Source organism: Streptosporangium sp. NPDC023825 (genome assembly GCF_040639575.1).
Lineage (GTDB): Bacteria > Actinomycetota > Actinomycetes > Streptosporangiales > Streptosporangiaceae > Streptosporangium.
Genome location: NZ_JBFAAE010000016.1, coordinates 1 through 17202, shown reverse-complemented (window position 1 = coordinate 17202; position 17202 = coordinate 1). Strand labels below are relative to the sequence as shown.

General features: G+C 71.5%; 20 protein-coding genes, 1 pseudogene and 1 riboswitch. Of the genes and pseudogenes, 9 read left to right on the top strand and 12 right to left on the bottom strand.

The annotated features are described in order from the left end of the window. Positions 1 to 23 precede the first annotated feature (23 nt). Entirely contained in the window at positions 24 to 2120 is a 2097-nt protein-coding gene (locus AB0G15_RS16655) for a PQQ-dependent sugar dehydrogenase (RefSeq protein ID WP_362840044.1), read from the top strand. Positions 2121 to 2213: 93 nt separating this feature from the next. Here the strand turns inward: AB0G15_RS16655 and AB0G15_RS16650 are convergent, their stop codons facing one another. Together AB0G15_RS16650 and AB0G15_RS16645 are read right to left on the bottom strand one after the other, a co-directional pair. Next, positions 2214 to 3128: a substrate-binding domain-containing protein gene (locus AB0G15_RS16650; RefSeq protein ID WP_362840041.1), complete on the bottom strand. Its 915-nt coding sequence runs from the start codon at positions 3126 to 3128 to the stop codon at positions 2214 to 2216. A 98-nt stretch (positions 3129 to 3226) separates the two neighbouring features. Beyond that, on the bottom strand, positions 3227 to 4099 hold the full coding sequence (locus AB0G15_RS16645) for a bile acid:sodium symporter family protein (RefSeq protein WP_362840038.1): 873 nt from the start codon (positions 4097 to 4099) through the stop codon (positions 3227 to 3229). Positions 4100 to 4524: 425 nt separating this feature from the next. Next, positions 4525 to 4712: riboswitch (cobalamin riboswitch) on the top strand. 95 nt (positions 4713 to 4807) lie between these two features. Here AB0G15_RS16645 and AB0G15_RS16640 point away from each other — a divergent pair. The 4 genes from AB0G15_RS16640 to AB0G15_RS16625 all read left to right on the top strand — a co-directional run bounded on the left by AB0G15_RS16640 (position 4808) and on the right by AB0G15_RS16625 (position 7653). Continuing rightward, the gene (locus tag AB0G15_RS16640; RefSeq protein WP_362840035.1) at positions 4808 to 5155 is read left to right on the top strand and encodes a (2Fe-2S) ferredoxin domain-containing protein; all 348 of its coding nucleotides are present in this window, start codon (positions 4808 to 4810) and stop codon (positions 5153 to 5155) included. Positions 5156 to 5358: 203 nt separating this feature from the next. Then, entirely contained in the window at positions 5359 to 6417 is a 1059-nt protein-coding gene (locus tag AB0G15_RS16635; protein WP_362840032.1) for a methyltransferase, read from the top strand. Positions 6418 to 6482: 65 nt separating this feature from the next. Then, a complete protein-coding gene (locus tag AB0G15_RS16630; RefSeq protein WP_362840029.1) occupies positions 6483 to 6818 on the top strand; it encodes an ABC transporter substrate-binding protein in 336 nt (111 codons plus the stop codon). A gap of 151 nt (positions 6819 to 6969) precedes the next feature. Beyond that, positions 6970 to 7653, top strand: coding sequence for a hypothetical protein (locus AB0G15_RS16625; protein ID WP_362840026.1), 684 nt, complete (start codon positions 6970 to 6972; stop codon positions 7651 to 7653). Positions 7654 to 7875: 222 nt separating this feature from the next. On the opposite strand, the gene AB0G15_RS16620 is transcribed toward AB0G15_RS16625, so the two are convergent. After that, positions 7876 to 8037: a hypothetical protein gene (locus AB0G15_RS16620; protein ID WP_362840023.1), complete on the bottom strand. Its 162-nt coding sequence runs from the start codon at positions 8035 to 8037 to the stop codon at positions 7876 to 7878. Between AB0G15_RS16620 and AB0G15_RS16615 the strand changes: the two genes are divergently transcribed. Then, the gene (locus tag AB0G15_RS16615) at positions 8027 to 8599 is read left to right on the top strand and encodes a sigma factor-like helix-turn-helix DNA-binding protein (RefSeq protein ID WP_362840021.1); all 573 of its coding nucleotides are present in this window, start codon (positions 8027 to 8029) and stop codon (positions 8597 to 8599) included. The two genes, AB0G15_RS16620 and AB0G15_RS16615, sit on opposite strands and share 11 nt — an antisense overlap. Positions 8600 to 8716: 117 nt before the next feature. Here AB0G15_RS16615 and AB0G15_RS16610 read toward each other — a convergent pair whose 3' ends face one another. From AB0G15_RS16610 to AB0G15_RS16585, 6 genes are all read right to left on the bottom strand, one after another. Further along, complete coding sequence (locus AB0G15_RS16610; RefSeq protein WP_362840018.1) at positions 8717 to 9439, bottom strand: VOC family protein; 723 nt, start codon at positions 9437 to 9439, stop codon at positions 8717 to 8719. Positions 9440 to 9876: 437 nt separating this feature from the next. Continuing rightward, positions 9877 to 10554: a hypothetical protein gene (locus tag AB0G15_RS16605; RefSeq protein ID WP_362840015.1), complete on the bottom strand. Its 678-nt coding sequence runs from the start codon at positions 10552 to 10554 to the stop codon at positions 9877 to 9879. 171 nt (positions 10555 to 10725) lie between these two features. After that, positions 10726 to 11166 (bottom strand): DUF1772 domain-containing protein, encoded by a 441-nt coding sequence (locus AB0G15_RS16600; protein ID WP_362840012.1) that lies wholly within the window; start codon positions 11164 to 11166, stop codon positions 10726 to 10728. Further along, on the bottom strand, positions 11163 to 11801 hold the full coding sequence (locus AB0G15_RS16595) for a TetR/AcrR family transcriptional regulator (protein WP_362840009.1): 639 nt from the start codon (positions 11799 to 11801) through the stop codon (positions 11163 to 11165). The genes AB0G15_RS16600 and AB0G15_RS16595 overlap by 4 nt, the downstream gene beginning before the upstream one ends. Continuing rightward, positions 11798 to 12247 (bottom strand): nitroreductase/quinone reductase family protein, encoded by a 450-nt coding sequence (locus tag AB0G15_RS16590; protein ID WP_362840006.1) that lies wholly within the window; start codon positions 12245 to 12247, stop codon positions 11798 to 11800. The genes AB0G15_RS16595 and AB0G15_RS16590 overlap by 4 nt, the downstream gene beginning before the upstream one ends. Next, positions 12247 to 12645, bottom strand: coding sequence for a hypothetical protein (locus AB0G15_RS16585; protein ID WP_362840003.1), 399 nt, complete (start codon positions 12643 to 12645; stop codon positions 12247 to 12249). Before AB0G15_RS16585 ends, AB0G15_RS16590 begins: the two co-directional genes overlap by 1 nt. A 178-nt stretch (positions 12646 to 12823) precedes the next feature. On the opposite strand from AB0G15_RS16585, the pseudogene AB0G15_RS16580 reads away from it, so the two are divergent. Continuing rightward, a pseudogene (locus tag AB0G15_RS16580) lies at positions 12824 to 13827 on the top strand (IS5 family transposase). Between the two features lie 19 nt (positions 13828 to 13846). Here AB0G15_RS16580 and AB0G15_RS16575 read toward each other — a convergent pair. Continuing rightward, the gene (locus AB0G15_RS16575; protein ID WP_362840000.1) at positions 13847 to 14434 is read right to left on the bottom strand and encodes a TetR/AcrR family transcriptional regulator; all 588 of its coding nucleotides are present in this window, start codon (positions 14432 to 14434) and stop codon (positions 13847 to 13849) included. Positions 14435 to 14590: 156 nt separating this feature from the next. On the opposite strand from AB0G15_RS16575, the gene AB0G15_RS16570 reads away from it, so the two are divergent. Beyond that, positions 14591 to 15610, top strand: a complete 1020-nt coding sequence (locus tag AB0G15_RS16570) for an aldo/keto reductase (protein ID WP_362839997.1) — start codon at positions 14591 to 14593, stop codon at positions 15608 to 15610. Positions 15611 to 16038: 428 nt separating this feature from the next. Here the strand turns inward: AB0G15_RS16570 and AB0G15_RS16565 are convergent, their stop codons facing one another. After that, a complete protein-coding gene (locus AB0G15_RS16565) occupies positions 16039 to 16329 on the bottom strand; it encodes a hypothetical protein (protein ID WP_362839994.1) in 291 nt (96 codons plus the stop codon). 31 nt (positions 16330 to 16360) lie between these two features. Further along, positions 16361 to 16813 carry a carboxymuconolactone decarboxylase family protein gene (locus AB0G15_RS16560; RefSeq protein WP_362839991.1) on the bottom strand — a complete coding sequence of 151 codons (453 nt, stop codon included), beginning with the start codon at positions 16811 to 16813 and terminating at the stop codon, positions 16361 to 16363. Between the two features lie 95 nt (positions 16814 to 16908). Here AB0G15_RS16560 and AB0G15_RS16555 point away from each other — a divergent pair. Then, on the top strand, positions 16909 to 17202 hold a 294-nt coding region (locus AB0G15_RS16555), incomplete at its 3' end, for a winged helix-turn-helix domain-containing protein (RefSeq protein ID WP_362839988.1).

Genomic DNA, 17202 nt, shown 5'->3' with positions numbered 1-17202 from the left:
GACGATCCCCACTTGGAGAACAGGTGCGAACACCCCCCTCGATCAACCGCCGAAGGCCACGGCCGCGCGCGCTGACGGCCGTGCTGGCCGTGCTGGCAGCGGTGGCCCTCACGGCCACCATGACGGTGGCGGTCGCGGCGCCCGCCTCGGCGGCGCCGGCGACCGTGGTCGGCGTGGCCTCCGGCCGCTGCCTCGACGTGATCGGCAACAGCACGGCCTCCGGAACCGGCGTCAACATCTACGACTGCAACGGGCAGGCCAACCAGTCCTGGAACCTCACCGCGGCCGGTGAGCTCCGGGTGTACGGCGACACGATGTGCCTGGACGTGGTCGGCCAGGACACCACCGCCCCGGCCGCGCTGCAGATCCACACCTGCACCGGCGGCGCCAACCAGCGCTGGAGGATCAACGCCGACGGCACCGTCACCGGTGTGCAGTCGGGCCTGTGCCTGGACGTGACCGGCGAGGGCACGGCGAACAGCACCCCGGTGGGGCTGTGGACCTGCACCGGGCGGGGCAACCAGAAGTGGACGACGTCCACCGGGAGCGCCGACACCCAGCCCCCGACGGTGCCGGGCAGCCCGCGGGTGAGCAACCTGGCGTGCGACTCGGTGACGTTCGCGTGGAACGCCTCGACGGACAACGTGGGGGTGGCCTTCTACGACGTCTACCACGACGGCCAGCAGATGAAGACGGTGAGCGGCACCACGCTGTCCACCGCCCTCACCGTGGTCCCCGGGGCGACGTGGGGCCTCTACGTCAACGCGCGCGACGCCGCGGGCAACGTCTCGCAGGCGAGCACCACGGTGACGATCACGCCGCCGCAGTGCCAGGCCGACACCCAGGCGCCGAGCGCGCCGACGCAGCTCACCGCCTCCGCCTCCGGCACCACGGTGACGCTGAGGTGGACCGCCTCGACCGACAACATCGGGGTCCGGGCCTACGACGTCCACCGCGGCGGAGCCAGGGTCGGGACGGTCAACGGCACCCCGCCGGTCACCACCTTCGTCGACAGCGGGCTGGCGGGCAACACGGCCTACCAGTACCACGTGGTGGCCCGCGACGCGCAGGCCAACGTCTCGGCGCGCAGCAACACCGCGACGGCGACCACCGGCGCGGCGTGCGCCAACCCGGTGTGCACGGTGAGGCAGGTCGCGACCGACACCGACGTCCCGTGGGGCCTGGTCACGCTTCCCGACGGCACGATCCTCTACAGCCGCCGCGACGCCGACGACATCATCCGCCTCGACCCCGCCACCGGGGCGAAGACGAACGTGGGCACCGTGCCGAACGTGGCCGGCACCGACGGCGAGGGCGGCCTCCTGGGCCTGGAGATCTCGCCCACCTTCAACAGCGACCGCTGGGTGTACGTCATGCACACCTCGCCCACCGACAACCGGGTCGTGCGGATCAAGCTGGGGAACGACAGGCTCGACACCGCCACCGCCCAGGTCCTGCTCAGCGGGATCCTGCGCAACAAATATCACGACGGCGGCCGCCTGCGGTTCGGCCCGGACGGCAAGCTGTACGTCGCCACCGGCGACGCGCAGAACGGTGACTACGCCCAGGACAGGTCCAACCTGAGCGGCAAGGTCCTGCGGGTCAACGCGGACGGCAGCGTGCCGTCGGACAACCCGTTCGGCAACCCCGTGTGGAGCTACGGGCACCGCAACCCGCAGGGGCTGGCGTTCGACTCCCAGGGCCGGCTGTGGGAGCAGGAGTTCGGCAACAGCGTCATGGACGAGACCAACCTCATCACCAGGGGCGGCAACTACGGCTGGCCGGCGTGCGAGGGCACCAGCGGCTCCTGCGGCACCGCCGGGTTCGTCGCCCCCAAGCGCACCTACCCCACCGCCGCCGGCTCCTGCTCGGGCATCGCCATCGTGCGTGACGTGATCTACGTGGCCTGCCTGCGCGGTACCCGGATGTATCGCTCGCCGATCAGCGGCACCGGCCTGCCCAGCGTGCAGGAGTACTTCAACGGCACCTACGGCCGGCTGCGCACCGTGGAGCCGGCCCCGGGCGGCGGCCTGTGGCTGACCACCTCCAACACCGGTGACAAGGACAGCACGCCTAACAACAGCAACGAGAGGATCCTGCACGTCACGCTCGGCGGCTAGCCGGGCGGTGCGGGCGCCCGGCGGTCCCGGAGCCGCCTCCGGGACCGCCGGGCGTCCCTCTCTCGCGCTCCGTGCGAGGGCGGCCGGGCCGGGTCACCTTCCGGGGGCGGCCGTGCTGTTGCGCACCACCAGGCGGGTCGGGACGAGGTCGGTGCCCGGCGGGGAGGTCTGGTTCTCGCGAATCTGGACCAGGACCCGCTGCACGCATCTCCTGCCCACCTCCGCGAAGTCCTGGTGGACGGTCGTCAGGGGCGGGATGAAGAAGGCCGCTTCGGGGATGTCGTCGAAGCCGACCACGCTGATCTCGTCCGGGACCACCCGGCCGCGTTCGTGCAGGGCGCGCAGCAGTCCGAGGGCCATCTGGTCGTTGGAGACGAACACCGCCGTGCAGCCGGGCTCGTCGGCGAGCGCGAGACCGGCGGCGTAGCCGGATTCGGCCGACCAGTCGCCGTGCAGGGGCGCCGGCACCGGCCGTCCGGCCTCCTCGAGCGTGGTGCGCCAGGCCTGGGTGCGGCGCTGGCCGGCGTAGGAGGTCCGCGGCCCCGTCACGTGCCAGACGGTCCGGTGTCCCAGGTCGAGCAGGTGGTGGACGGCCCGCCGGGCACCGTCGGCCTGGTCGGTGTCGACGACGCTGTAACGGTCGCCGGCGTCGGAGTCGACGACGATGACGACGTGGACCCCGGGGGGCAGGGTCACGGTGCCCGCGTCGAGCAGGTGGATCTCGATGATGACGATGACCGCGTCCACGGCGAGCTCGCCCATCCGGGTGAACGCGCCCAGCACGTTGTCCTGGGTCGGCACGTCGACGGGGATCAGCGTGATGGCGTACCCCTCGGCGACGTGCGCCGGCACCTCACGCTCCGGCGTTCGCCAGGGCCGCCCCGGGTGCCGGGCGAGGCTGTCCGTCGACAGGCACTCGAATCCGAGCCTGCCGGCCACCGCCCGGGCGACGGTCGACTTCCCGACGTTCGACGTCCCCCCGAGCAGCACCACCCGTACCCCGCCCATACCGGCGACCTTACCGACCGGCGCGGGAGGTCGCGAGCAGGCGCCCGCGACCTCCCGCGTTCACCCGGGAGTCCGGGAAGCGGAACCTCGCACTCCTTTCACCGGGCCGCGTCGGGGGCGAGCTTCGCCGCACGGGACCTGAGGAGGAACCCGGCCGCGGCGGCGGTGAAGAACATCAGCACGCCGTAGGTGGCGGCGGGGACGGCCATCTGGTTGTTGTTCAGCAGCGTGAGCGCGACCGCGATGGACAGCGTGGCGTTGTGGATGCCGATCTCCATGCAGGAGGCGACGGCCTGGCCACGCTCGATCCCGGCCAGGCGCGGCACCCAGTAACCGATGGCCAGGCTGATCACGCTGAACACCAGCGTGATCGCGCCGACCGAGCGGATGTAGCCGCCGAGGTTGTCCAGCTCCTGCAGCAGGGCGCCGAGGATGACCAGGACCAGGATGACGGCGGAGGCGATCTTCACGGGCGCGTTCATCCGATCGGCGAAGCGCGGCAGCCCCGCCCGGACCGCCATGCCGATCGCGACGGGGACGAGCACGATCGCGACCACCTGGACGGTCTTGTCGAACTGCAGGCCCAGCGCGGCCGAGTCGGCGGCGAAGTAGCTCAGCGACAGGTTGGTGACCAGCGGCAGCGTGACGACGGCCAGCACGGAGTTGATCGCGGTGAGGGTCACGTTGAGCGCGACGTCGCCGCCGAACAGGTGGCTGTAGAGATTGGCCGTGGTCCCGCCGGGGGAGGCGGCCAGGAGCATCATGCCCACGGCGAGCGCGGGCGGCAGCCCGAAGGCGAGCACCAGGCCGAAGCAGATCGCGGGCAGCACCAGAACCTGGCAGACGAGCGCGACCAGGGTGGCCTTGGGATAGGCGACGACGCGGCGGAAGTCGGCGATCGTCAGGCTCAGGCCGAGGCCGAACATGATGATCGCGAGGGCGATGGGCAGGAAGACACCGGCAAGGGCCATGGGGGGTGTGTCCTCTTTCCTCGGACGGGAGCGGGAGCGGGTCGGTGTGGCGGGGGCGGGGTCGACTGTGGCGGTGCCCGGTGGGCGGGGCGGGTCGGGGGGGTGCCCGGCCGTCACGGACGGCGTCCGCGCGGCGTCCGTGACGGCGCCGGGAGGCGGAGAAGGCGACGGCACCCGATCCCGCGGCGATGGTACGGACGAGAGCACGGCGCTGCATGGTGGGTCCAATGATCACGTACATTTCGCGATCACGCCAGGTAGGGAGCCGTATCTTCTCCGGTCGCCGGGATCGTCGCGACCCCTGATCCGTCCGGGGTGTCGCGGTGTGCGCGACACGGGTGGCCCAGCCGCGGTCCGCGATCGGTCCGCGCCGCCACGTTGTGCAGGGCAGGTAAGGGGAGGGCAGGGCCGGGTCCTGCCGTCGGTGGTGGTTGTGCGACCATGGTCGGCGAAGGCGACGGCGGAACGAGGAAGCCGGTGTGAATCCGGCGCGGTCCCGCCACTGTGATCGGCGAGCGACCCCCGACGAAGCCACTGCCCGCACGCGGGTGGGAAGGCCGGGACGAGCCTCGACCCGAGAGCCAGGAGACTCACGCTGTCGCCCCTCAGGAAACGGGGCGGATCTCCCCAGGAGAGGACGGCGGTCGTCATGCGGTTCGGGCTGGGACCCGACCCCCTGGACCGCCTCGGGAAGGGATTCACACGCGCATGAGCAGGCTCACCGTCTGCCGGGACTGCTGCTGCGGCAGCACCCGCAAGGTTCCCGCCCTCGACCACGACGAGCAGCTCCGCCGCCTGTCGGAGATCGCACAGGTCCGCGTCAGCGACTGCCTGGACGTGTGCGAGCAGGCCAACGTGGTCGTCGTGCGGCCCTCACCCGCCGGACGCGCCGCGGGCGGGCGGGCGGTGTGGCTCGGCCTGCTGAACCAGCCCGACGCCGTCGAGGACATCGCCGCCTGGATCCGGGCCGGAGGCCCCGGCCTCGCGCCGATCCCTGACATCCTCGCCCTCCACGTCTTCACGAAGAGCCGTTCGCAGGGCCGTCCCCCTCGGTGACGGACGCCGCCGGGGCGGGAGTCCATGTGGGGGCACGAACGGGAATCCCCGCCCGTCGGTGTGGGGAACACATCGGGGCAGACCAGCGACTCCACGAAAGCCGGGGTACATCAGTCTCGAAGGCGCGCGGCGGGGAAGGACGGGTGCCGATTCGTCCAAGCCGTGGCCGGCCTCGGCGCGCACCATGGGGACAGGAGGTGCGTATGACGAGCAACGACGAGGCGACCGCGACGACCGGCGCCGCGCTGGACGGGCTCGCCGCGTGGCGGGCCCTGACGCCGCTGATGGATCTGGTGACCCCGATGGCACTCCGGGTGGCCGTGACCCTGCGGCTGCCCGATCTGGTGGACGAGGACGGTTCGGACATCGAGGACCTGGCCGCCCGGGCCGGCGCGGACCCGGACGCGCTGGGCCGGCTGCTGCGCCATCTGGTCTGCCGCGAGGTGTTCGCCGAGCCCCGGCCGGGCACGTTCGCGGCGAACGGGACGGCCGCCCTGCTGCGCCGGGACCACCCGTCCGCGATGTGGCGGTGGCTGGACCTGGACGGGTTCGGCGGCCGGATGGACCTGGCCTTCACCGGCCTGGCGGACACGGTACGCACCGGCCGGCCTGCCTGGGCGGCGGTGTTCGGCGCACCGTTCTGGCGCTATCTCGACGCGAACCCCGAGCTGAGCGCCTCCTTCGACGCGACGATGGCGGCCGGCACCGGGTACGGCGAGCTGGCGGAGGGCTACGACTGGTCGGCGCTGACCCGGGTGGCCGACGTCGGCGGCGGTACCGGGGCGCTGCTGGCCGAGCTGCTGTCGCGCCACGAGGGCCTGCGCGGTGTGCTGATCGACCTGCCGGACACCGCGTCACGCGCGCAGCGGTACCTGGCCGGACGCGGGCTGGCGGACCGGTGCGAGACGATCGGGCGGAGTTTCTTCGACGAGCTGCCCGGCGGCGCCGACGTGTACGTGCTCAACCGCGTGCTGCACGACTGGGCCGACGACGAGGCGACCGCCATCCTGCGCCGCTGCGCCGGCGCGGCGGGCCGGCGCGGCCGGGTGCTGATCCTCGAGTCGCCGATCGTCTCGGGGGGCGATCCGGCCATGTTCGCGGAGATGAACCTGCGGATGCTGGTCCTGGCCGGTGGCCGGGAACGGACCGCCGACGACTACCGGGCGCTGGCCGCGGCCGCCGGGCTGCGGGTCGCCGCCGTGCGCGACCTCACGGCGCGGCACACCGTCGTCGAGTGCGTCCCGGCCGCCGTCGACACCTGACGGTCCTTTCCCGCCGGGCCGCGGTGCGTACCCCGGCGGGAAACAGCGAGCGTCTGCCCGTCGTCATGCAGGGGTCCTCTCGCAGGGGCCGACGAATCGTCAGCGGGAACCGGCGTCACCGGAACACGTCGTCAGGGGCGGCGCAGGAGTTCGGCCTGGCCCTGGACCGGCAGGCGATGGCCGACACGATCCTCGCCGGCGCGGGCACCCCCGCCTACGGGCCGGTCTCGCCCGACACCGGCTGGCACGACCCCGAGGTGACCGGCGGCGGCCCCGATCCCGCGGCGGCCGGCAAGTTGCTCGACGAGGCGGGTAGCGCAGCGAGAGGCGGCGGGCGCAGGGGGGCGGTTCGTCTGGGTCGTCCGGCGAGGTCGATGCCCCTTTATGAATCTACATTGTAAAGACGTCAGGTCATTTCAAAATCATTAAAAGTAAGACGGACTGAAGCCCACCTTCGAGGAACAAGGTTCCTCCGGGGTTCGGCGGGACCATGGACGTAGATCATTGAAAGCGGTAGCGTCGGCCGGGTAGCCAGGTGACAGGAGCCGCTGGATGTCCTCGAAAACGGTCAGGCCACCCCGTGTGCCGTCCCGGCCGGACGTTCGCCCGTCCAACCGGGCGCGTCAGATCGTCGTGGCCGTTGTCGCCGCCGTCGCGATAGCCGGGCCGGTGGGCTATCTCCTCGGTAGCCCCGACGCCTCCCAGGTCGCCATCGCCGACATGCGGGAGGCGGAGAAGAAGCGGGACGTCCAGCAGATCGGTGAGCTGACCTCCACGGCGCGGGTGACCGCCGGAGAGCTGAACGGGGTGCTGTCCAAGCTCACCGAGGTGCTTCCCCGTGATGGAGCGCCCGGCGCGCGGTCGGCGGAACCGGCGGAGGTCGACGGGTGGCGGAAGGTTCTGCGGCAGGCCGTCGAGCGGCACGCGGAGACTCCCTCGGGAACGACCGCGACCAACGTGGCTCGTGCGGGATTCCGTGGCGCGGTGGACGCCATGGCGGTCGCGGTCGACACGTACGCGGCCGGCCGGGAGCTTCCCGCGGACCTGCGGCAGCCCTTCCTTGAGCTGGCGGCCCGCCAGCGGTCCGCGGCCGTCGCGACGTGGTCCGTCGCGGCGACGCAACTCGACCAGATCAACGTCGACGCCGGCAACGGCCACCAGCACGTCTACCTGACGAGCGCTCCGGGAGAAGGGGGCATGTCCGCGGACAGCGTTCCTGAGGGCACTCACGGGTAGCCCTCCGGGCCGGCGACGGCGACCGGGATCCTGCTCGACGGCCCCGGCTGCGCACGGACGAGACGTTGACCAGCGTGGGCGACGCGCGCATCGTCGCGGCCGGGGACTCGGCGGCACCGTCGGACCTGCAGTTCCGGATGAGCTGCCAGGCAGCGGTCCAGCTGGGCCCGCACGCCGCCGACACGGTCCTCAGCCGGATCGCGGGCGAGCACCCCGCCGCGCCTACCTGGTGCGGATCACGACCCGGCAGGCGCTCAACCGGCTGCGCACCATGAGGCGCCGCAAGGAGGCGTAGGTCGGATCCTGGCTGCCCGAGCCGCTGCTCACCGCGCCGGACGTGGTCCAGGACGTCGAGCTCGCCGAGAGCGTGTCGATGGCGCTCATGCTCGTCCTGGAGACGCTGTCGCCGACCGAGCGCGCCGTCTTCGTGCTGCGCGAGGCCTTCGGCGTCGGCTACGACGAGATCGCGGCCGCCGTCGGCAAGAGTCCCGCGGCCGTCCGCCAGATCGCGCACCGCGCCCGCCGGCACGTCGATGCCCGCCGCCCTCGCGAGGTGGTCTCCCCGGGCCAGGCCCGGGCGGTTCTGGAGTCGTTCCGGCGCGCGGTCGAGACCGGGGACCTGCAGGGCCTCCTTGACGTGCTCGCCCCCGGGGTCGTCCTCATCGCCGACGGCGGCGTCGTCAAGCAGGCCGTGCTGCGGCCGATCGCCGGTGCCGGGAGGGTGATCCGCGTGATCGCCGGTGGTCTCGGCAAGGCCGGGGCCGTGCCCACCGGTGACCTCACCGTGGTCAACGGCAACCCGGCACTCGTTTTTCGCCTGGACGGCGCGTTCGACGGCGTCAGGGCGGTCCGTGTCGAGGACGTCCGCATCACCGGCCTCTACTGCATCCGCAACCTGGAGAAGCCGACCCGCGTCGAATCCGAGACCCCGCTCACCCTGCGATGACCACCGGCGGCGAAACGGCCGCCCGGGCCGTCCGGGAGGGAGGGGGGTCCGGCCGGCCGGACCGCGTGCCCGCGACCGGCGTGGAGGGCGGGCGCGCCGTCCCCGGGGCCGGTCGCGCTACCGGGGGGTGCGCACACAGAACTCGTTGCCGTCGGGGTCGGCCATCGCCACCTGGCCGGCCTCGTGCCGGCCGATGTCGATTCGCGTCGCTCCGAGGGAGACGAGACGGTCGACCTCCGCCTGCCGATCGCCGTGCGCGGGCGGAGCGAGGTCGAAGTGCAGTCTGTTCTTCCCGGTCTTCGGCGCCACCGGCGGGCCACCCCAGGTGATCTTCGGGCCGCCGTGCGGCGAGCGGATCGCGGTCTCCTGGTCCTGGTCCCAGACCAGCGGCCAGCCCAGCGCCTCGCTCCAGAAGTATCCGACCTCCTGCGAACCGTCGCACGCGAGCGCCCCGACGAATCCGCAGTCGGCGAGGAACTTGTTGTCCGGCCCGACGACGCAGAACTCGTTGCCCTCGGGGTCGGCGAGCACGACGTGGTCCTCCTCCGGGCGTTGCCCGACGTCGATGTGGCGCGCGCCGAGTTCGAGTGCCCTGGCCACCGTCTGCCGCTGGTCCTCCAGGGACGTGCTCGTCAGATCGAAGTGCATCCGGTTCGGGCCGGTCTTCTTCTCCTGGGTCGCGAGACATCGGATCCGGAACCCGGTGTCATCGTTCGGCAGGAGCGTGATGCCGTCGTGGGGGTCGTCGGCCGTCTCCCAGCCCAGGACCCCTGCCCAGAAGCGCGCGAGACGGAGGGGGTCGTTCGCGTCGAAGCAGAGTGCGACGAGCTGAGCGGGCATCCCGGATCTCCCATTCAACGACTCACAGGCGCAGACGGGGCGTGGTCTCCTGCGCATGACGGAAGCCAACGCTAGCCTGCTCGAGGACCGCGACGCCAACGCATTTAGGTCAGAGGGCGACGCTTCCGGCATCCCCGGCATCCGGCCTCTGGGGAGGATCGGACCGGATTTTGACGGTAGCACTCTCTGTGACATGGCGTCCTCCTCCCGAACGTGTTCCCAGCCGCCAACCAGCGGCGCGATCCTGTTTTCGGAAGTGCCGGGCTGGGTTTTCGCCTCTCAGCTGTGCGTGTTCTCGGAAGTCGTGGCCGTCTCCGCTTCCGAGAACCAACTTTCTCGGAAGTCCCGTGACCTGCGCAGATCGGCTCACCTTGGGGCTGGGGGCACGTTCGGGAGGAGGACGCCGACTCTGTCGTGGAGGGGCCCTCGTCGACTGGTCAGCCCACCTCGTGCGACAACGAGGCCGGGTTCAGGCGGATCAGGGTGATGCCGTACGCGACGATCCAGGCGACCCACATCAGCCAGCCGACGAGGCCAAGGAGACCGAGGGGGCCGGCGTGGTCGATGACCAGGGGGGTGAGGGTGGCCGAGCCGAACAGCAGCGCGGCCGATGCCAGCCCCAGGGCGCCGTGCCAGGGCCGGATGAGAGCGGCGCGCAGTCCGGCGACGGACAGGCCGAGGAGGGCCAGTGCCAGGAAGGTGCCGTTGAGGGTGAACAGCGCGTCGTGCAGGACCCACAGCCCTGCGGTCGTGGCGCTGTCGCGCGCGGTCGTCGACGTGAGCGCGAGGCGGGTCGCGATGACCGCGGCGAAGGTGGCGTTCTGCAGTGCCAGGCCGGTGAATCCGAGCAGTGACCACGCCTCGTCCCGGCCGCGTTCGAAGCGCCGCAGCGCGGAGACCGCGCCCGCGCCGAACAAGGTGGCCAGGAGCCAGGCGGCGGGAGTGAGCGCGGACGCGATGGCCACGATATCGCCCTCGGTGCCGAAGAACGCGGTGACCTCGCCGATCTCGGCACCGGTGAGCGGCAGGCCGGCAGGCACCATGATCGCGTTGGCGAGGACGATCGTGATGGCGAAGCCTAGGGCGGCGATGCCGGTGATTCGAGAGAAGCCCATGGTTGCCTCCGTATTCATGTTTGACGTGGTAGAGGCGAGCACCTGCCTTGAATTGCCGCAGGTCGGGACAACGGGCTGTGGTGCTGGCGGGGCCGGTACGGCGCGCTGGAACTTGGTGGGGCGTCTTCAGGCAGACCCGCACGCGCGCTCGTGGCTGCCGCGGCGCGCTGATCAGGCGGTGCCTGCCGCGCAGACCAGGACGAAACCGATCAGCAGCAGCCAGGAGCGCACGCCCTGGAAGAACTCCCAGCGGTGACGGGTCCGTTCCCATCCGGCGGGCGGGTTCGCCGGGTCCCAGCGTCCGGTGGCGATGTTGATCGGGACGTTGACGGCGACGGTGAACCCCACCGCGACGGCGAACGCGACCACCGCGGACCAGGCGAGCCACCCGGGCCCGCTGCCCTCGATCGCGACGGCCACCGCGAGCACCACGCACAGTGTCATCCCAATCGGCATGACCCGCCCGAACGTCTTGAGCAGGCCCTTCTCGACGGTGATGCGTTCGGTGCCGGGCAGGTGGCGCAGCACAGGATGGACGAAGGCATAGGAGCCGAACTCGGAACAGGCGATGAAACCGGTGACGGCCAGCGTGACGAAGACGAGCAGGTTCATGGCGACTCCGTGGGTAGTGGCCCCGGCGGCGACGCGGCTCGCACGGCGGTCAATGCCGTCTCGATCAGCGCATCGGGCTCGGGCCATGGCATGTCGGGTTTGGTGATGCGCAGGTCGATGGCGCCGTGCAGGGAAGCCCACAGCTCGGTGGCCAGCACGAACGCCGCATCGCGGCGGGCGGGCGACAGGCACGCGCTGACCGCGTCGACCAGTACTTTGTAGGAGGCCGCGCCGGGATGCGCAGCGCCGGGTTCGAGCCCCAGCCCGGCCGGGCCGGCGTTCATGGCGCTGAACAGCACCCGGTAGTGCCCCGGCTGCTCCAGACCGCTCCGGACGTACGCCTTGGCGATCGCCTCGAGCCGCGCGACGGGGTCGTCGGCGGCGGACACGGCGGCGCTTTCGAGCTGTTCGGTGAACTCGGCGAACCGCTCGGCGATGACAACACGCAGCAACGTCTCCTTGTCCGGGAAGTGCCGGTACACCGAGGGTGCGGTGACGCCTGCGGCGGCGGCGACGGCCCGCATGGTGAGCGCGTCGGCGTCGCCGAGCTGCGCCAGCAGGTCGGCGGCCACCCGGACCACCACTTCACGCAGCTCGTGCCCGGTGCCACGGCGCCTGCGGTGCGTTGCGGTCATGGGGTGACGGCCTCGTCGTCCAGTAGTACGCGGATCAGAACCCGGCCGCTCGCGATAGCCGCGTGTACGTCTGCGGTGTCCGGGATGCCGTCCGCGCCGACCCGGACCCGCGCCCAGCGCCCGTACGCGCGGTGGTCACGCACGAGTGCGGTGAGCGCCTCGGCCACAACAGCGGGCTCGCGCACCGCCTCGGCCGTCGCCGCGACCCGGCGGCCCCGCAGCCGCAGCTCCACCGGCGCCCCGCCGTCGAAGTTGCGCCACCACCTCCCCTTCGTGGTGATCAGCAGCTCGCGGTCACGCTGGAGGTAGTTGACGGGGGTGACGTAGCGGATGCCGCTGCGGCGCCCGGTGAAGCTCAGCAGGAGACTCCTCCGGCTCATCACCGGGTGCAGCGGCGAGGACAGGATCGCGGCCGGGATCCAGTTGCGCAGTGATGGGGTGGCCATCAGACGGCACCGCCGGGGCGCGGCACACCCAGCCGCCGTCCCATCTCGTCGGCCAGCGCCTGCAACGCCGCGAGCGGCCGGACGAACACCGTGAGATCCGAGATCCGCTCGTCCCGGTCCTGGCGGGCGACGAGCAGCCCGTCGGCCCGGCCGGGGTGGCCCGCGACCTGGGCGCTGAACATCAGAACCGAGGTGTCGCCGACGCCGCCGATGGTCGCCGACACCTCGATGTCGTGCAGCACCCCGTCGAGCACAGCCCCGATGACGTGAGAGGCGGCACCGGCCCCCTCGATCGGCTCGTCGTGCACCGCGACCCGCAGAGTGACGTCCTCGGCCAGCACCACGGACACGGCGGTGGCGTCCTCCGCGGCGAGCGCCTGTCCCAGTTGATCCAGCACTGCTCCCCCTCCAAGTAGGTTAACAGCCGTTATAGTAACGTACGTTAGCACACTCCTGCAGGTCCCATTGCCCCCTCGTTCGACCGAATGCACGCCACCCAACTGGGGCGCGTATTGGGTCGTGATCAATCTGTCGATTCGCCCTCCTGGTGAGATCTGGACCGGTAGATCTTGTTGCGTGACGCGAGTGCAACTGACGGACGCGGAGTGGGAGTTCATCGGGCCCTACCTGCCGATCGGCGAGTATGGCCCGTATCCCGAGCGGTTACGGCAGCAGTTCGAGGGTGTGGTCTGGCGGTTTAGGACCGGCGGACAGCGGCGGGAGATGCCGCAGGAGTTCGGTGCCTGGTCGACCGTCCACAACCGCTTCAGGCAATGGCGTGACGCCGGCGTCTTCGAGGCCCTGCTGGAGGGCCTGATCGCGGAGGCGGCCAAGCGGGGTGAGGTGGACCTGTCCCTGGTCGGCGTCGACTCCACCACCGCGCGTGCTCACCACGACGCGGCCGGGATGCACCTGGGCGAGGACGTCCTCGGCGTACTGGAGAAGGCAGCCGCCGAGGAGGAGAAGGCCAGGTCAAAAGGGGCAGTCTCGAAGAACAAGACGGACAGGACGCCGAGATCGATCCCGAGCGGGAGGAGCGACGACGCGTCCGGCGCCGGCGGAAACTCCGGCTGAAGGCCGCCCTGCTGGGACGCTCCAGGGGCGGGCAGACCAGCAAGGTTCACCTGGCCGCCGACCGCAACTGCCGCCCGCTGGCATTCGTGCTGACCGCAGGTCAGGCCGCGGACAGCCCGCAGTTCATCCCCGTCCTGGGGAAGATACGGGTCCGCGTCCCCGTCGGCCGCCCCTGCACCCGGCCGGACGCGGTCGCCGCCGACAAGGCCTACTCCTCCCGCGGCAACCGGGCTCACCTGCGCAGACGCGGTATCAAGGCAGTGATCCCGGAGAAGAGAGACCAGGCCGCCAACCGGAAGAAGAAGGGCTCCGCGGGTGGTCGGCCTGGCAGTCACGACGCCGGCCTCTACAAGGAGAGGAACACCGTCGAGCGCCTGATCAACAAGCTCAAGGCCTGGCGGGGCGTCGCCACCCGATACGACAAGACCCCCGGTAGCTACCTCGCTGGCCTCCATCTGCGCGCCTCAATGATCTGGGTCAAGCACCTCGCCCGGACCACCACTTGATCACGACTCGATACGCGCCCTAGCGGAGGCGCAGTCCCGCGACGAGGAGCGCGACCATGCGACGCGCGTCGTAGCGGGGGTCGGTTTCCGCGCCGACGCACAGATTGCCGACGCCGCGCAGCAGGTGGTAGGCGTCCACGTCGGGGAGGATCTCGCCCGCCGCGGCGGCGGCGTCGAGCAGCCGGGCGCACACGGGGACGAGGCGGTCGAGGAAATAGGCGTGCAGGGTCGCGAAGGCGGCGTCGTTGGACTGCAGCGCCTCGGCGAGGCCGTGCTTGGTGACCAGGAAGTCGACGAAGAGGTCGATCCACCGCGCCAGGGCGGCGTGCGGCGTGCCGCCGCTCGCCAGCAGCGCCGGACCGGCCTCGGCGCATGCCTCGACCTGGTGCCGGTAGACGGCGACGATGAGATCGGCCCGCGTCGGGAAGTGGCGGTAGATCGTGCCGACGCCGACGCCGGCCCTGGCCGCGATGTCGCGTACCGGGACGTCGACGCCGGAGGCGACGAAAGCCGCGGCGGCCGCGTCCAGGAGCGTCTCCTCGTTACGCCGGGCGTCGGCCCGCTTCCGCGGGGCTTGCGACCCCGATCCGCTGTCGATGTCGGCCACCGTTCCGCTACCTCCGTCACTCCGTTTGGCAAACGGAACAGCGTTCCGTATATTGATTAGCGGAACACAGTTCCGCTTCTTCAGGATGCCAGAAGAGGTGAGCCGTCACCAAGCCGGGCATCGACCACTCCCTTCACCTCCCCAGGAGGAACAGTCATGCAGTACCGCACTTTGGGCCGCACCGGTGTGCAGGTCAGCACCCTCGCGCTCGGCGCGATGAACTTCGGCAAAATCGGGCGCACCACCCAGGACGAGGTCACCGCCATGGTCGACGCCGCCCTGGAGGGGGGGATCAACCTCATCGACACCGCCGACATGTACAGCCAGGGCGAGTCGGAGGAGATGGTGGGCAAGGCCATCGCCGGCCGCCGCGACGACATCGTCCTGGCCACGAAGGCGGGCATGCCGATGGGCGGCGAGCGCAACCACCGGGGCGCTTCGCGCCGCTGGCTGGTCACCGAGCTGGACAACAGCCTGCGCCGGCTGGGCGTCGACCATGTCGATCTCTACCAGATCCACCGGTGGGACCCGGACACCGGCGACGAGGAGACCCTGTCGGCCCTGACCGACCTGCGGCGCGCGGGAAAGATCCGCTACTTCGGCTCCTCGACGTTCCCCGCGTACCGCATCGTGCAGGCCGAGTGGGCCGCCCGGGAGAACCACCTGGGCCGTTACGTCACCGAGCAGCCCAGCTACTCGATCCTGCAGCGGGGGATCGAGGCCCACGTCCTGCCCGTGACCGAGCAGTACGGGCTCGGCGTGCTGGCGTGGAGCCCGCTGGCCTCGGGCTGGCTGTCGGGCGCGATCCGCGAGGGCAGGGAGATCGCCACCAGCCGCTCGGCGTTCATGCCGGAGCGCTTCGACACCGCCGTCCCCGCCAACCGGGCCAGGCTCGATGCCGTCGAGCGGCTGGCCACGCTCGCCGACGAGGCCGGGCTGACGATGATCCAGCTCGCCCTCGGGTTCGTCACCGCGCACCCCGCCGTGACCAGCGCGATCATCGGCCCTCGCACCATGGACCATCTGCGCTCCCAGCTCGCCGCCGCGGACACCGTGCTCTCCGCCGGGGTGCTCGACGCGATCGATGAGATCGTCGCTCCCGGTGTCGACCTCGCCGCGCACGAGAAGTTCGACACGCCGCCCGCCCTGCTCGACGCGGCGCGGCGACGTCGCTGATCACTCGTCACCCGGCACGCCGGTCACCGGGCGGGCGACGGCGTGCGCACCCCCGCCGCCCGGCACGTCGCGAGGGCGGGCCGTCGAGGTCCCGCACCCCTCGTGGGCCGCGCGGGATCGGCTCCCCGGTGCCGGAGATCGGCCCGTCTCCGGACGCGGCCGGCCGGCGAGGTCTCGCGGCAGCGGCCGGTCGTGCGTGGCGACGACGGCGACGACGAGCCGCCGGAGAACCACCACCGCGACTGGCGCCACCCGCCGCCGGCGGACTGGAACGGCCGGGTCCCCCTCCCGAGGCGTCAGCGGCGAGGCCGGCGTGACCGGCCGGCTCGCCGGACCGGGCGCCACCGGACCCGGGTCGGGTTCGGCGCGCCCGGTCGTGCAGGACCGAAGGCCCGGCCAGGAGATCCTGGAGCCGGCCGCCGCAGGTCTCAGCGCTCGTCGACGACCTGGCCGTTCAGGGCGGTGCCGTCCCTGGTGAGGGCCATGGTCAGCGGCGCCTCCGGGAAGGTGGGCAGGGCGGCGAAGGCGGCGCCCATCTGCTCGGCGGTCTCCCAGTGCCAGGTGTCGGTGTAGGTGCCGTCCTCGAGCCGGATCAGCACGGCGCGGGTGAGCCCGGGGTGTCCCTCCCGGACGGTCGCGATCAGCGAACTCCGGCGGGCCAGGAACTCCTCCAGGTCGATGTCGGCGACGGAGTAACGGTGTGAGCGGGCGACGGGCATGTCGGTGCCTCCTGTGCGCGGGGGCCGGTGCTCACCAGCTGCCGGCGATCTGCCGGATCGGGGCGTTCAGGCGGTTGAAGAGGTTGGTGACGGCGGTCATCAACAGGATCGAGGCCAGCTGCCGCTCGTCGAAGTGGTCGGCGGCGTTGTTCCAGATCTCGTCGGAGACGGCGTCGTCGTGGTCGGCCAGCCGGGTCGAGGCCTCCGCCAGTTCCAGCGCGGCCCGCTCGGCGTCGGTGTAGTACGGTGCCTCGCGCCAGGCGGTGACCAGGCCGATGCGCTCGTCGCTCTCGCCGAGCTTGCGCAGGCCCTTCAGACCGGCGTCGACGCAGAAGCTGCAGCCGTTGATCTGGCTGACCCGCAGGTGGATCATCTCCATGAGTTCCTGGGGGAGGCCCTGCGACCGGGCGGCCTTCATCAGCTCCTGGATGGGCCGGCCGGCGGCGGGGATGAGCGTGGCGGGGTTCTTCATGCGGGCTTCCATCGTGTTTCCTTCGTCTCGGTTCGTGTGAGATCAGAGTGGCCGCCCGGATTGATACATTCGCTATGCGCGCGCGATGCGACGTTGTTGGAGGGACGATGCTGCGTTTCACCCTTCTCGGTCCCGTCCAGGTGATCGTCGACGGTGTGCCGCTGACGGGCATCGCCCCACGTCATCGGGCTGTTCTGGCCTATCTTCTGCTCAACGCCGGCCGGGTGGTCGGCATCGAGCGGCTGATCGGCGCGATGTGGGGTCACGATCGGCCGGACACCGCCCGATCGCAGATCCACGCCTCGGTCACCGCGATCCGCAAGGCGCTGCGCGGCGCGGGCGCCGAACGGCTCCTCGAGACGCGGGCTGGCGGCTACGTCGCGCAGCCCGAGGCCGGGCAG

Bases quoted from the DNA above. Each gene is read 5' to 3' on its own strand.
- AB0G15_RS16650 (WP_362840041.1), bottom strand. From the start codon at position 3,128: ATGGGCGGGGTACGGGTGGTGCTGCTCGGGGGGACGTCGAACGTCGGG.
- AB0G15_RS16645 (WP_362840038.1), bottom strand. From the start codon at position 4,099: ATGGCCCTTGCCGGTGTCTTCCTGCCCATCGCCCTCGCGATCATCATG.
- AB0G15_RS16640 (WP_362840035.1), top strand. From the start codon at position 4,808: ATGAGCAGGCTCACCGTCTGCCGGGACTGCTGCTGCGGCAGCACCCGC.
- AB0G15_RS16635 (WP_362840032.1), top strand. From the start codon at position 5,359: ATGACGAGCAACGACGAGGCGACCGCGACGACCGGCGCCGCGCTGGAC.
- AB0G15_RS16630 (WP_362840029.1), top strand. From the start codon at position 6,483: ATGCAGGGGTCCTCTCGCAGGGGCCGACGAATCGTCAGCGGGAACCGG.
- AB0G15_RS16625 (WP_362840026.1), top strand. From the start codon at position 6,970: ATGTCCTCGAAAACGGTCAGGCCACCCCGTGTGCCGTCCCGGCCGGAC.
- AB0G15_RS16615 (WP_362840021.1), top strand. From the start codon at position 8,027: ATGGCGCTCATGCTCGTCCTGGAGACGCTGTCGCCGACCGAGCGCGCC.
- AB0G15_RS16620 (WP_362840023.1), bottom strand. From the start codon at position 8,037: ATGAGCGCCATCGACACGCTCTCGGCGAGCTCGACGTCCTGGACCACG.
- AB0G15_RS16610 (WP_362840018.1), bottom strand. From the start codon at position 9,439: ATGCCCGCTCAGCTCGTCGCACTCTGCTTCGACGCGAACGACCCCCTC.
- AB0G15_RS16605 (WP_362840015.1), bottom strand. From the start codon at position 10,554: ATGGGCTTCTCTCGAATCACCGGCATCGCCGCCCTAGGCTTCGCCATC.
- AB0G15_RS16600 (WP_362840012.1), bottom strand. From the start codon at position 11,166: ATGAACCTGCTCGTCTTCGTCACGCTGGCCGTCACCGGTTTCATCGCC.
- AB0G15_RS16595 (WP_362840009.1), bottom strand. From the start codon at position 11,801: ATGACCGCAACGCACCGCAGGCGCCGTGGCACCGGGCACGAGCTGCGT.
- AB0G15_RS16590 (WP_362840006.1), bottom strand. From the start codon at position 12,247: ATGGCCACCCCATCACTGCGCAACTGGATCCCGGCCGCGATCCTGTCC.
- AB0G15_RS16570 (WP_362839997.1), top strand. From the start codon at position 14,591: ATGCAGTACCGCACTTTGGGCCGCACCGGTGTGCAGGTCAGCACCCTC.
- AB0G15_RS16565 (WP_362839994.1), bottom strand. From the start codon at position 16,329: ATGCCCGTCGCCCGCTCACACCGTTACTCCGTCGCCGACATCGACCTG.
- AB0G15_RS16560 (WP_362839991.1), bottom strand. From the start codon at position 16,813: ATGGAAGCCCGCATGAAGAACCCCGCCACGCTCATCCCCGCCGCCGGC.